The 14,227-nt window shown below is 30.7% G+C and carries 11 protein-coding genes; 5 read left to right on the top strand and 6 right to left on the bottom strand.

What is annotated here, in order from left to right; genetic code table 11:
- Positions 1 to 39: 39 nt before the first annotated feature.
- The 6 genes from ACM55G_RS01045 to ACM55G_RS01020 all read right to left on the bottom strand — a co-directional run bounded on the left by ACM55G_RS01045 (position 40) and on the right by ACM55G_RS01020 (position 6,132).
- Complete coding sequence (locus ACM55G_RS01045) at positions 40 to 1,101, bottom strand: DUF3871 family protein (protein WP_416842040.1); 1,062 nt, start codon at positions 1,099 to 1,101, stop codon at positions 40 to 42.
- An 82-nt stretch (positions 1,102 to 1,183) separates the two neighbouring features.
- Positions 1,184 to 2,032 carry an AAA family ATPase gene (locus ACM55G_RS01040; protein ID WP_416842039.1) on the bottom strand — a complete coding sequence of 283 codons (849 nt, stop codon included), beginning with the start codon at positions 2,030 to 2,032 and terminating at the stop codon, positions 1,184 to 1,186.
- A 220-nt stretch (positions 2,033 to 2,252) separates the two neighbouring features.
- Positions 2,253 to 3,695, bottom strand: a complete 1,443-nt coding sequence (locus tag ACM55G_RS01035; RefSeq protein WP_416842038.1) for a hypothetical protein — start codon at positions 3,693 to 3,695, stop codon at positions 2,253 to 2,255.
- On the bottom strand, positions 3,692 to 3,982 hold the full coding sequence (locus ACM55G_RS01030) for a helix-turn-helix domain-containing protein (RefSeq protein WP_416842037.1): 291 nt from the start codon (positions 3,980 to 3,982) through the stop codon (positions 3,692 to 3,694). The genes ACM55G_RS01035 and ACM55G_RS01030 overlap by 4 nt, the downstream gene beginning before the upstream one ends.
- A gap of 57 nt (positions 3,983 to 4,039) precedes the next feature.
- Complete coding sequence (locus tag ACM55G_RS01025; RefSeq protein ID WP_416842036.1) at positions 4,040 to 4,870, bottom strand: hypothetical protein; 831 nt, start codon at positions 4,868 to 4,870, stop codon at positions 4,040 to 4,042.
- An 11-nt stretch (positions 4,871 to 4,881) separates the two neighbouring features.
- Entirely contained in the window at positions 4,882 to 6,132 is a 1,251-nt protein-coding gene (locus tag ACM55G_RS01020; protein WP_416842035.1) for a tyrosine-type recombinase/integrase, read from the bottom strand.
- A gap of 495 nt (positions 6,133 to 6,627) precedes the next feature.
- On the opposite strand from ACM55G_RS01020, the gene ACM55G_RS01015 reads away from it, so the two are divergent.
- The 5 genes from ACM55G_RS01015 to ACM55G_RS00995 all read left to right on the top strand — a co-directional run bounded on the left by ACM55G_RS01015 (position 6,628) and on the right by ACM55G_RS00995 (position 14,227).
- Positions 6,628 to 6,930 carry an Arm DNA-binding domain-containing protein gene (locus tag ACM55G_RS01015; protein ID WP_416842034.1) on the top strand — a complete coding sequence of 101 codons (303 nt, stop codon included), beginning with the start codon at positions 6,628 to 6,630 and terminating at the stop codon, positions 6,928 to 6,930.
- Entirely contained in the window at positions 6,927 to 7,049 is a 123-nt protein-coding gene (locus ACM55G_RS01010) for a hypothetical protein (RefSeq protein WP_416842033.1), read from the top strand. Before ACM55G_RS01015 ends, ACM55G_RS01010 begins: the two co-directional genes overlap by 4 nt.
- Positions 7,050 to 7,563: 514 nt before the next feature.
- The gene (locus tag ACM55G_RS01005) at positions 7,564 to 10,287 is read left to right on the top strand and encodes a substrate-binding domain-containing protein (RefSeq protein WP_416842032.1); all 2,724 of its coding nucleotides are present in this window, start codon (positions 7,564 to 7,566) and stop codon (positions 10,285 to 10,287) included.
- 340 nt (positions 10,288 to 10,627) lie between these two features.
- Positions 10,628 to 12,166 carry a glycoside hydrolase domain-containing protein gene (locus ACM55G_RS01000; RefSeq protein ID WP_416842031.1) on the top strand — a complete coding sequence of 513 codons (1,539 nt, stop codon included), beginning with the start codon at positions 10,628 to 10,630 and terminating at the stop codon, positions 12,164 to 12,166.
- A 741-nt stretch (positions 12,167 to 12,907) separates the two neighbouring features.
- Positions 12,908 to 14,227 carry a sugar porter family MFS transporter gene (locus tag ACM55G_RS00995; protein WP_416842030.1) on the top strand — a complete coding sequence of 440 codons (1,320 nt, stop codon included), beginning with the start codon at positions 12,908 to 12,910 and terminating at the stop codon, positions 14,225 to 14,227.

Below are 14,227 nucleotides of genomic sequence, written 5' to 3'. Positions count from 1 at the left end.
TTTAAAAACCCAACCCCTAACTAAAGAGGCTGGGTGGCATTAACTCAAAAACCAAGAATAGTTGGTAGAACTATCACTCAGTGCATTTGAGACACCTTCAGAAAAGTTGAAGGCATTCACTCCTCTTTCAAGGAAAGTATCTACATAACTGGTCTTATTAGAGCCAGTCAACAAATTATAAAACTCCCAAATACTTATATCACCATTAGCATTTCTACAAAAGCTTTCATCTTGGTAGTAGTCTTTAGCTACAGTATTAATGTGTCCATCATTCAAGAGCAGTTCAGGTAGTAGTGCTTTTTCTTTTTTAGGCAGGTAATTATACAATCTAGCTTTACCAATAATTTGAGCAAAATCCCTTTCAGAAAGAGAATATTCTAATAGGTTTTTCATAGTGTTTAAATGCTGATTGGCATTATAACCCTGAATTACTTGTAGCATTTTATCCTCAAGGTCTAAATAACTCATGGCTCTAATTTCACTTTGGAAACCATCTGTATTGACGCAAAGATTGCAACAAACCATATTTTGAAAACCTATAAAGAATTTGAACTTTTCATAAGTTTTCTTATTATAAAGGTTCTCTAGGTTGTAGCTTCTTACACCTCCTATTGTCAGTGATAACTTGTTGCCATTTATGGTTTCAGTAATACCTGGAACCCGTATAATAAAAGCCATCCTCTCAAAATAAGAAGTTCTCTGATGCTCTTCCAAATCTTTAGCAGCAATATGTAAAGCATCAGGAGTTCTTCCTTTAATTTGGTGGCTTACTCTAATTTCAGGAGTATCTAGGTTTTCATTTGGGAACATCTTACCAATAGCTGATAGTGCAGTTTCTATAAATTCCTGATGACTTAAAGTAATTTCATTATCCTTTGTAAAAACTGGAATCACACATTTTTCTTTTAAATGAAAAAGGCTAACCTCTTCTGTGTTAGCCTCTATAAAAGGTGATTTATGTATGATATTTGAAGATTCGTGTAAACCTGGATCCTCTATATAGTTAAGGAATACAGGTACAGGTGAAACTTGTCTATCTTCTCCAAAATTTGTACTTCTATTTTCTGAATTAGATTCAGTAAAAGAACTATTTATGTGCATTTGTGAAGAGTCACTTAAACCTGGAGATATTATCTGTTTAAAGACTCCAGGTACTTGTGAAAGAGTCTCCTCGTTTCTGATTTTAGTGAGTTCCATTTCCATTTGATGATACATTTGAGGTTAGTTGTTGTAAAAGGTTTTTCTTGGCTACAAAGTCCTGTTCAATAGTTTTTGCCAATTCTAGGTTTGCATTATAAAGGTTTGTAAGCTCTGAAAGGTTATTACATTCACTTACTTTAACCTGTAACTCTCCTTTAGTCATGTTGCTGTTGCACCAGTCTAAAATCTTTTTACCTGTATTTGAGTTAATAACAAACTGAGGTTTCCCTTCAAACAAATTGGTTCTGTCTTTGGAAGCTGTTGCAAAATGTTTATAATCGATGTCAAATACTATGGTAAACTCGTAGCTAATCTCATCTCTTTGAATGGCTTTTAGTCCTACTTTTTCAGGAACCATTTTCCCATTTCTTTCACTCAATACATAGTCTTGTTTCACCCTCATAGTGCAGATGATATGAATATTACTTTGAAGGATTTTTTCTACAAATAATTTTTGTCTTGGAGTTATCTTGTTCCAATTCGTGAATGAATTTCCTGTTAAAGAAGCATGATAATCCAATAAGAAATCCCAGCAATGGCTGATGCTATCAAGAATTATCACTTCCATCCCCGACTTAATGCATAAGTCTATTGCCTCAATATATCTTTCAGGAGAATGAGGAGACTCTAGGTTCAAAACATTGTAACTACCTATATGAGCATATAAATTACTCGAACCTGCTTCTGTGTCAATGACAGCTACTTTAGAAAGATTTCCATTGGTTAGACCTTGAGCTAATAATAGAGCACTGTAACTCTTTCCTGCTCCTGATGGAGCCTGCAACGCCATTTTTATTTTGGCTTTACTTCTTTCTGATTTTTTTAATTCCATGATTTATAATTTTAAAGAGTTGTATTTAAGTTTGTTTAGATTAAAATGAAAAAGCGACTATCACAATATGTTATGATAGTCGCTTTTAAGAAGATTTTATTGGACATAAATCCAAAGAAAAATGGTCGTTACTCTTTTAGTATATTATATTTTCAATATAGTTTATATATAAAAAGTATGTATTCTTGTACTACAAAAATTTATAAGAGTAACCTAATGTTTAATTTGAGTTCAAATGATTAATACTAGTTACTAGCTCCCCAATTGGTTTTTTTGCAAATACTCGGTATCTTATATTGCTGATTTTATTGCTTTTATAATAGGCATATTTAAATTCCGTTTCTTTTCCATTTTTTAGAACAACAAAACTTTCAATAGCATTATTCAGTTTAGCATTGCTGAAATCTTTTTGATTACTTTTTTGATTTAAAAACTTATTTATTTCGTAGTTAAATTCCTGAGTTGTGAACATTCCCTTCTCTAACCAATTTTCAAAATTTGAATCAATAAAGTCATATAAGTCTTCTCCATAGTTACCTATAAACCTCTTAATATTACCACTTTCACTGATGTCTGCTTCTTTAATTTGACCTTTATTAATAAAATACTGCTGAATACATTCAGCAATAAACTGATCAAAACCAAAATAATCTGTATCACTCCATATAGAAGGAAACATTCCTCCATGATACACATCAACACCTCCATGTTCTTTGTAAAAAGAAGAAAATTCTAAAATCCTAAATCTTCTATTTAATCCGCCATCATCTTCGGGGACACTATGATTTGTTGAAACAACAAATTTTGGCATTTCTTCATAAGAAATCTGCTCTTCATTTTGATATAGTTTTTTATGTTGAGTATTACCGGTAATTAAATTTTTAAGAAAAAGCCAATTAAATTTTGCTCCAGCATCTGAAATAATAAATAATCTTTGAAAATCCCAAGATTGCAAAAGACTAGAATCGTATTTAAGTTGTTCTGCTGACACTTCCGTTTTAGAAATGGTTAATTCCAAAATAGTACAAAGTAAATTCTTACCGGTTCCTCCTCCTTCTATCCGGTTTTGGGTTTTGTCTGTTAAGACAACCAAGTACCCTTTTCCTTCCTCATTAAAATCGTGAGTCAGGTATCCTAAAACAAGTTTTGTGTAATCAGAAATACCTATTGAATTATCAACAAAAGATCTAAAAAGGGAGTCTGTAATGTTTTCTAAAGACCAATCTCTCTCTTGTTTTCTGTAATGCCAAATAAGCTTATTTCCTAAACTATTATAATCGTTTAGAATAATGCATTCTGCAGTAATTGTTAGATAGCCATTTCTGAAAAACTTAACTGCTGATTCTCTTTCATCTACTAGAATAAGTGACTTGTCTAATTCTCTAAGTCGAGTAATTAATTTTCTTCCTTGAGAGAGCATATCTCTTTCAAATTTGTCTTTAGCTACATCTTGCTGAACTTTGTTTTTTTCGCTGATTATAGCTTTTAGGAAATTATAGAAAAAATTCTCATCTCGAAAGTAAATTTCATTATTAACAACTTGCACTAGAGCTTTGTTAAAAGTGTAAAAACCTAAAAGTTCACTTTGTATTAGTAGTTTTTCGAAATTAATCTTACAGGTTAAACCATTAATTTTCATAAACCAAAATTTACTATTTTTCATGTCGTCTTTTGTTTTACTAAGATTAGACAATCCAATACTTCATTTCGTTTATAATAACGCCTGTTGGCAATTCCATAAACTTTTAATTTTCCCATCTTAGTCCAAGCCCAAAGTGTGCTTGAATCAATTTTAAGAAGTTTGTAGGTTTCCTCTCTTGTTAGGAGTTCGTCTTGATTATCCTTGTTTAAGGATTGTTTTAGTTCATCTATCTGTTCTTTTACAGTAGATTTAATTAGCTCTTCGAATTGTGGTACATCTAAGTTATGTATCATGATTGTACTTGTCATAATTTTAATTTTTTATAATTATGATGCAAGTAGAATTAGGGAATTTTTAGGGATTCCCTAATTCGTTTCATTTAAATCAAAACCGATTTTTATTAAATGTGTTTCTATCTTTTGGACATTTTTTTTGGAGTTTAATGGGTGGTTTTTTGAAGTGGTGTCGTTATTGATAATTGGGTTTATCATAGGTTGTATTGTTCCTGATTTGACACTAGTTATTATACTTAGAATATTTGCAAGACTATTAATGGAAGAGATAAAAGGTTGTTTTTTACTTAAAAAGTCGATAATTCCAAGTTTTTGGAGATAGATTATTTTTTCAATACCTGAAATTTTGTCTAAATCTAATAATTGCACAATGTCATCAGATTGTTTTTGCATAGAAAGTTTTTCATTCAAAAAAAATATTTTTTTTGAGCTTGCTTTTTTTATTAGTTCTAAAGTCGGAACTCTTAAAAAGTCATAAAAACGTTGTTTATGTAAATTATTTAAAATTTTTAATTCCATTTCAATAAAAGTTATTTCATCAAAAAATTCATTGTCATTTTTAAAAAGAAAATTTTCTAGCCTCTTATTGTAGTGGTCTTTGTACACAGTAAAACTGCATAATTCCCAGAAATAATTTTCTTCTTTACTTATTTTAAATAAGTCTTCTAAATATTCTCCAATCAAAGACTTTGAAGTGGATAAAATTTCTTTTTTATGTGCTTCATTTTTAAAAATGTTGTAATTTATTTCGTAGCCACTTTGATTATCTATAGTTTTTTGAACATTTCCAAATGTGTCAATAATTTCACGGTCTTGACCCTCGTAAAAACAAATATTTTCATTAATATTTGAACATGTACTTAATTCTTTAATAACTAATTTTTCTAATTTTTCTGATTTCATAATTCTTAATATTAAAAGTAATCAGCAAGTTGTTTTGCTTTTTGTGTGTCGGTTTTTCCTATGTAGTTTAAGAACATCACTTCTGTTGAGTGTCCTGTTGCAGAAATCAGTAAAGATGTGGGTATTATTCCATAAAAATTAGTCGCAAATGACCTTCTACCAATATGTGATGTAACAAGGTCACTTTTTTTATATATTCCAGTTTCTTTGCGAAATATTTTGCTTTTAGGTGCAGTCTCTTTTTGTATGCTTCCACTTACCATTTGGGTTATCTTCGCAATCTCGCAAACGACTTTTATATAGGCATTATACTTTTGGTCTGATATAGCATAAGGAAACTTACCTTTTCTTTTAGCTAATATCTCTAATACTTTACTGTGAAGAGGAACTGTCATAACTTTTTCTGTTTTCTTTTGAGTAAACTCAATTAGACTTTTGTCATTTTCAATTCTTATTTGGCTATCACTAAATCTCATAAAGTCAGATACTCTTTGACCTGTATAACAACTAATTATTAACCAATCTCTGGCATTTGTTAAACTATCAGTTAATTTATCTTTCTCAATATTTTCTAGTTTTTCCAGTTCATCAAAGTTCAGGTATATTTTTTCAACTTTTGCTTTATCTATACGTAAGCCATCTAATTGTGGACTTGTTTCAAGTCCTGAAAAACGTGCATGTCTACAAACTGTTTTTACAAATGTTAATTCTCTTTGTATAGTATTTTGTGCGTAATTGTTTTTTTTGTAGAAATCTACGAATTCTTTTTTTAAGTTTTCGTTTACATCTTTTATAAGAATTACATGCTTTCTTATTTTCTGGAGCTCTTCTAATTTTTGTTTAATAACATTGAATTTTTGAACTGATGTGCTTTTTAACTCATGCTTACGGTAGTCAATATAATAGGCAAAGTATTTAGTTAGTTCTAATGGAAGTGCTTTGGCTTTTTGAGGCGGATTGTAATAGTAATCCATTTGCATTTTAAGCCAATCCTTAGAAATTTCCTCTGGGACTGTCGTGTTAAATGCTTTTAAGATGTGGTTTTCAATTTCATTGAGGTCTTTGTTTATATCTACCTGTTTTGTTCTTAAGTCAGCATCTTTCGTATTTTTTTTATGTAGTTTGTTCCAATAGTCTTTTGAAACTTCTAGTTTAGTGCTTGCACCAATAACATAGTCAGTCTCATTAAATCGAAACAATAATCGTAAAATTAAATTCGCATTTTCCTTTGTGGAGCGGTATAAAAAATTAATGGTAGCCATCTTTTGATATAATTAAGCCATACAAATATATGTAATCTGTACGATATTTGTACGGTAAAATCCAACTTGCCCCAAAACAGTTCAATTTACATCAAATATTTAAATGTCAATAAGTGTTTATTTTTATTGACTTTAGGAGGTGTTTTGAATAAAAAAAGAGATTGCTGTGTTTTGTATTTTTGAGTTATTTGCAGTCCCTTCCTCTCTGCTGAAACACCCTTCAAAATAATTCAAAACCTCGAAAACCTTACGTTTTTCGGGGTTTTTTCGTTTAACACCCTTCCAAAATATTCATTGTTTATTATAAATCAAGGTACTTAATCGAGATCCTAGAAAATCGTCATCATTAGAGTCTCCCTAAATTGAAAGAATGTTGAATTGCTATTATGCTTATATCAACAGCAGCAATCAATTCAATAACTATATCAATAAATGAGCATCTTGTTTTGTGGCAAACCTTACAGTAAATTAATGTATAACTTAAAGGTTACCCAAATGAAAGTAAAAACCACCTTGCACTTCTATATAAAATCAACAAAAGCCAATTCAGCAGGGCTATTCCCAATTTATGTGCGACTAACTGTCGACGGAAAAAGATTCGAATACAGTACCAAAAAATTCATCCAGCCATCAAAATGGTCGAACAAATTGAGTAGGATGAATGGCAATTCAGAAGAAGCTTGTTCAATAAACAACTTACTTGACTTCATGAAAAACCGAATAAACGATATCCAGTTCGAACTTTTAAAAGATAACATTTCGTTAAATATCGAGGAATTTAAAAACCGAATTCTGTGAACAAAACAAAGAGAACGACTCTTGATTCCTATCTTCAAAGAACACAACCGCAAAATATAAGAACTAGTTGGTTTGGAGTTGCAGCTGGAAAATATGAACGCTATGAAACTTTACTCTAATTTGGTTGGGCAGCAACTCGTATTTTTTTACTAATACCTCCATGTTATCTTTCTCTTTTAAGGTTTCCAAAAACAACTTTGGCTTTGAAGTCTTTTCCGAAGGTTCTTCTTGTTCTTGACATATTATTGCTAATTTAAGGTTTTTATTCCTATCTAAATTAGTCGGAATATTGTCCGAATTTTTGGGGTCAGCATATTGTGTTTAAATCCAATAAATAATGTTAAGTTTTAGTATCTATTCTGGAAAATTGTTAATTATGGCATAATCAATTAATAGTCTTTTAATTATTTTGTATCTTTTAATAATAGAAGATAAGTAGCAAAGGAATTAACTTTATAGGTTGAATGTTTTTAACGTAAAGTGCTTTTCTATATATTTACATTTTTAAAACGATTTATAAAAATTAGTCATAAATAAAAATCAATTGTCTTTTAAAATAACACTCCATTTCAACAATATATAATTTTAATGTTTTTGTTGTGGCTTAAAGGATAAACTATTTAATAAAAACCAATGCTAAGAAAACTTAGTTATATAATTCTAATTAGTAATATACTTTTATTGTGCTCGTGTAATTCTCGTAATGAGGATTTACATACTATTTCTATTGGTTTTTCACAAAGCATAGATCATGATATTTGGAGAAAATCTATGGATCATGCTATGGAGGTAGAAGCAGCACTTCATTCAGAGGTTAAACTAACTATTTACAATGCTAATCGTCAAGAAAAAAAGCAAATTAAGGATATCGAAAAATTCATATCTGATAAAGTAGATGTTATTATCATTTCTCCTTTTGAATTAGATTCTATAATTCCAGTTATTGAGAAAGCAAATGCTATAGGGATTCCGGTAATTATAATTGATAGAAAAGTAAATACTTCGAATTATACGGCCTATTTAGGTGCAGATAATGTTGAAGTAGGACGAATTGCTGGGCGGCATATTGTTTCTTTGTCTAAGGGGATGGCAAATGTAATGGAAATTCAAGGAGCTTCCTATACATCACCTGGTTTAGACAGAAGTATGGGTTTTCATCAAATTATAAATCAATATCCTAATATTAAGGTAATTACCATAGATGCGCAAAAAGATCAATTGCCCAAAAAAGCATTTGTGAAAATTTTACAAAGTTCTTCCGATATCAATTATGTATTTGCTTATAATGATGTAATTGCATATCAGGCTTGGAAAGAGACAAAAATATATATACCAAATAACAAAATAAAATTCATAGGCGTTGATGGAATTAATGGGCCAAATGGGGGTATTCAACTTGTTAAAGACGGAGTTTTAGAATCCACTGTTTTATATCCTACAGGAGGTAGTGAAGCTATTAAATTAGCATTGAAAATAGCTAATAAAGAGATTGTTCCTAAAAACAACAACCTTAGCACCATATTAATTGACTCTCTTAATGCAGATATTATGAGTAATCAATTTGATAAGATAACAATCCAACAATCTGATATTGAGCAACAACAAAAGATTATTAAAAATCAGGAAAAGAAATATTCGACTCAGAGTAATCTTCTGAAACTTTTAATTTCTTTATTTATAATTGTACTAAGTTTAGCGATATATAGTATTTATTCGGGAATTACAATTCGTCGTAAGAAGAAAGAATTGGAAGAGACAAATAAAAAAATTGTTAGCCAAAGAAATGAAATTGAAAAATTTTCTGAAGAATTAAAACTAAGTAATGAAGCACGATTTAATTTTTTTACAGGTTTGTCTCATGAATTCAAAACGCCTTTGACTTTAATTTTAAGTTCAGTAGAATCATTAGGCAGTGAATTAAAGACCAAAGGTAGTTCAGTAAACAAAGAAATTAACTTGATGTATAACAACTCCAGAAGGTTACTCAGGTTAATTAATCAATTATTAGACTATAGAAAAACAGAAGATCAAAAATTTACTTTAAAAGCATCAAAAACTAATATTTTAGATTTTTCAAAAAGTATTATTAGTGATTTTGATCGGGAAGCGAAGAAAAGAAATATTGATTTTTCATTGACAACTAACAATCCGGAATTAGAAGTTTATATGGATCGAAATCTTATGGATAAAGTCTATTTTAATTTGTTGTCAAATGCCTTTAAATTCTCTCCTGAAAAGGGTAAAATTTCGATTGTAATAAAAGAAGATAAACCCAATAACATTGTTAAAATTCACTTTAAAGATTCAGGTATAGGGATTCCCGAAAATGAGTTGAAGGAGGTTTTTACTGCTTTTTATCAAGGTTCAAATAATTACAGGAACAGTTCTGGAATAGGGCTTTATTTATCAAAAAGTTTTATTGATCTGCATAAAGGGAAAATAGATATCAATTCAAAAAATGGAGCAGAATTTATAATTACTTTACCGTTAGGAAAAGAGCATCTTGATGAAAAATATATAATAAAAGAGCCAATAGTAGATTTTGTTCATGAACCGGATTATTTGGATTCCGAGTTTATTCAAAGTGTTGAACCAAAAAACACCGAAGATAAATATTCGATTCTTTATATAGAGGACAATTCCGAGCTTTTAGATTTTGTGTCTCATAAATTTTCTGCAGAGTATACTTTTTTTGCATCTGATGGTACCAATGCAATTGAAAGAGCATTGGAATTAATTCCAGATATTATTATCTGTGATTTGAATTTGCCTGAAAAGAATGGTTTCCAAATTTGTGAAATACTCAAGAAAGATTTAAGAACGTCACATATTCCTATTATAATGCTTACCGCTTCGGATAACCAAGATTCCTATTTGAAGGCTCTAGAAAGTGGTGCCGATATCTTTTTGACAAAACCTTTCAATTTAAAAGTATTGGCGCAATCTATTAAAGGATTGCTCTTTAACAGAGAAAAACTTCGGTTTTATTATACCAATAATATTTTAAATATTGAGGATGGTGATTTTGGTGTTTCTGAACAAGATTTTTTAAGAAAGTTGAATGATCTTATTGAAAAAAACTTGGATAATTCTGCTTATACTGTTGAAGATCTTGCACGAAGTTTAACTATTTCTCGGGTGCAATTGTATCGAAAAGTGAAAGCTATATTAGGAATTAGTGTCAGTGACCATATTAATAATATTCGATTAGATAAGTCAAAGGAGCTGCTGAAAAAGTCAGAATTAAACATTTCAGAAATTGCCTATGCGGTTGGTTTCTCCTCACCAAATTATTTTTCAACTTCCTTTAAAAATAAATTTGGAGTTACACCTAAAGAATATAAAAGTAAAAAGTAGATATTTTCTATGTAGCCATTTTCTTCCTAATAAAAAATAGCATAACATAATTGTACTTTATGTAACATAAGAGCAGCTACAACGAAGTAGTTGCTTTTTTTGTTTATGTCTAATGTATTGATAATTAATATTTTGAATTGTTTTATAAAGCATTGTGTTAAACCACACCATTCTTGATATAAAAGCCGATTTTTTAAAAATATCTTAGTAATTGAATTTAAGATCTAAACATAATTAATTTTTTATTTCCTTTAATTGATTTCGTTTTGCTGATAAAAAGTATTTAATCTGAGTGTATCAAATCTTTTTGCGCACTTATAATTCTCGTAAACCATTCAATATGAAAATAAATCGCACGTTTTTATGTCTTCCACTTTGTTTAGCATTATTTAATAATTGCACCAAAGAGGATAAACCAACTGAAACCCTTATTGTAGAAACAAACGCTCCGGCGTGTCAAACTCCTAATGAATCGAATAATACGTATCGGACATTCTTTAAGCCTTCTGTGGGTTGGGTTGGTGTTCCCATACCATTTTATGAAAATGGTATCTTCCATCTTTTCTATTTGTACGATGCAAGAAATACAATGCCCACGTTTCACCCATGGTATAAGGTAACTACGTCTGATTTTGCAACGTTCACCGACACTAGTGAAATGATTGCCACAGGAACTGAGAATCAGCAGGATGGTGCATTGGGTACAGGATCCGTTTTTAAAAGGAATGGAATTTATTACGCTTTCTATACAGGTCATAACGGAAATCTTGATCCTAAAGAAAAAGTTATGCTTGCAACGTCTACGGATTTAAAAAATTGGACCAAAGATCCTTCCTTTTTATTGCAGGCTTCTTGGGGATATGATCGCAATGAATTTAGAGATCCAATCGTCATAGAAGATAAAAGTACAGGAACGTATAAAATGTTGATTGCGACACGTTCTGAGGTTGGTATAGTTTCTAATAGTACTGTGCCATGGCGAGCAGTAATCGCGCAATACAGTTCTGCAAATTTGAGAGATTGGACTTTGGAAAAGCCATTTTGTGAGGATACAACTACCTTTATAACAGAATGTCCTGATGTGTTCACGATGGGTGATTATCAGTATTTGATTTACTCAAATATTGATGATCGAATGGTACACTATAAATACCGTTTACTGACAGCCAATACTTGGATTACTCCTGTAAATAGTGCGTTAGATGGAATTGATTACTATGCTGGAAAAACAGTCACCGATGGCATAAACCGGTATATAGCAGGATGGTGTCCTACTAAAAACAAAAACAGTGATGCCGCTAATTTTGATTGGGCTGGATCGCTTGTAACGCATCGACTTGTTCAGCATCCAAATGGAACATTAGGTATTGCGATACCCAATGGTGTAGACAACAATTTTATTGTTAATGAAGTTTTAAATGCGAAAATAGGCTTTGGAACTACAAAGCAAGGAGATGCCTATACATTGAAGGGTAATGGGGCTAAAAAAGCATTTTCAGTATTTGACAGAAAAACGGGCGCATTTAAAATTAAAACACATATAAAAGCGACATCATCCACTCAATTTGGTTTTGAATTTGGAGCGTGTGAAACGCGAAATGAAGTATTTGCCATTGTATTGGATTTAGCCAAAAATCAATTAAGATTAGATAAGGTTATAAAAAATGCGTCCTCCCTAAATCTAACGCAGCTTCCGCTAAATGTCCCGGCTAATAAAGAGTTTGATGTTACAATCATTTCTGAAAATTCGGTATGTGTGATATACATTAATGACGAAATCGCTTTTACAAACCGTATCTATAAAATGAATCAAAATGCTTGGGCTATTTTTGCTGATAATGGTGAAGTCACTTTTTCAGACTTAAAAATTTTTAAATAAGAGGAGTAAAGAAAAGTATGACTTTAATCTTTATTATAACGCTAGTTTCTATAAAGGTTTAGTAATTAAAATTAATTCTATTTTTTTTATATTTCTTATTTATGTAATGTCAAAATCAAAACCATCAAAATTAGATTTTGATGGTTTTTTTTATGGCTTTATTTCAATGCAATAATTCTGCTGCTTTCCACGCTGTATGTAACTATAGGGAATCTGGGTTCGAGTGGCTTTTGCGTAATAAAACCGAGTAGAAGATCTATTGGGATTGTTTTAATATAAGTTGTCTTATTCTTGTTGTAATTCCTTTACTCAGGTATAAAAACATCCCTGAATCTTGAGCTCACATTGCATTTCATCTGTGTAATTTTTCTTATAAGCTTAAGAATACTTCATAATATAGAATTTCTTAATAAATTCATTTTTTTTATCGATTTTTTTTAAACTTTCTATAAAAATAAATTTAAAATTTTATTAATCGAATAAAATCCATCAAGTGACTTTTTTTATTCCTGAATATCCATTTTTTTTTAAAAATACGTGTAACATGATTGTAACACGTGTAACATAATCGAACTACAACGAAGTAGTTATTTGTTTATTTTAAATTACAAATATCTGATAATAAGTATTTTATTCTTTATTCGATATTGTGAAACCGTATTAAATGAAATTGTAACATCCTTAAAATATAAGTAAAATTTATGCGGATATCTTAGCAATCTAATTTAATATTTTTTGATAATGAAAAAAATTATTGTTTGGTCTCTGATTGCTTCACTAGCAGGGTTTCTTTTTGGGTTTGATACCGTTGTTATTTCAGGAGCTGATAAAAAGCTGCAAGGTTTATGGAATTCCTCTGATGCTTTCCATGGAACAGTAGTTATGGGGATGGCATTATGGGGAACCGTACTTGGGGCCATATTTGGTGGAATTCCTACTAATAAGATTGGGAGAAAGAATACGTTATTATGGATAGGTATTTTATTCTTGTTCTCTGCAATTGGATCTGCTTTTGCAAATAGTCCATTTGTTTTTGCCGCATTTAGATTTGTTGGTGGTCTTGGAGTTGGCGCATCAACAATTGCAGCACCCGCCTACATATCAGAAATTGCTCCTGCAAAAGATAGAGGGAAGCTGGTTGCTTTTTATCAATTCAATATTGTTTTAGGGATTCTTATGGCTTTTTTGTCTAATTATCTTTTAAACGATATGGGTGAAAATTCGTGGAGATGGATGATGGGAGTACAAGCAATTCCATCTGTAATTTATATTTTATTAATTATTTCGATTTCTGAAAGCCCAAGATGGTTATTGTCCAAACTCAAGAATGACGAAGCTAGAAGAGTGTTGCAATTAATAGGGCAAGAAGCTGATTATGAAAAAATAAAAGAAGAGATATATAGAGATAATAAAGATGCTTCTAAGGTTAATGATACTATATTTTTAAAGAAATACAGAACACCTTTAGTATTGGCTTTTTTAATGGCTTTTTTTAATCAATTATCTGGAATTAATGCTTTTTTATATTATTCCAGCAGAATATTTCAAGAGGCGGGTCTTGGTGAAAGTACCGCTTTACTAAGTAGTATTGGAATAGGAGTGGTGAATTTACTTTTCACACTATTGGGCGTTTTCTTAATCGACAAATTAGGGCGTAAAGTATTAATGTATATAGGCTCTGTGGGGTATATTATATCACTTTCACTTGTTGCAATGGCTTTCCTTTTTCATTGGGAAGGAATGGCTGTTCCTGTTTTCTTATTCCTGTTTATTGCTGCACATGCGATAGGTCAAGGTGCTGTAATTTGGGTTTTTATATCAGAAATTTTCCCAAATCATCTAAGAGCTTCAGGCCAATCATTTGGTAGTACCACACATTGGGTTTTGGCGGCTATCATTCCATCGTTAATACCATATCTATTTTCTACGGTTGGACCTGGAGTAGTATTTATGTTTTTCGCAGTGATGATGGTTTTTCAACTCTTGTTTGTTCGATTTATGATGCCAGAAACCAAAGGAATTTCTTTAGAGGAGTTAAGTAAAAATTTAATAAACGAATAA

The sequence above is a fragment of the Flavobacterium algoriphilum genome (assembly GCF_048158655.1).
In the GTDB taxonomy this organism is placed as follows: Bacteria; Bacteroidota; Bacteroidia; order Flavobacteriales; family Flavobacteriaceae; genus Flavobacterium; species Flavobacterium algoriphilum.
Note: the sequence above shows the minus strand (reverse complement) of the source record. Positions and strands in the feature narration are given on the sequence as shown.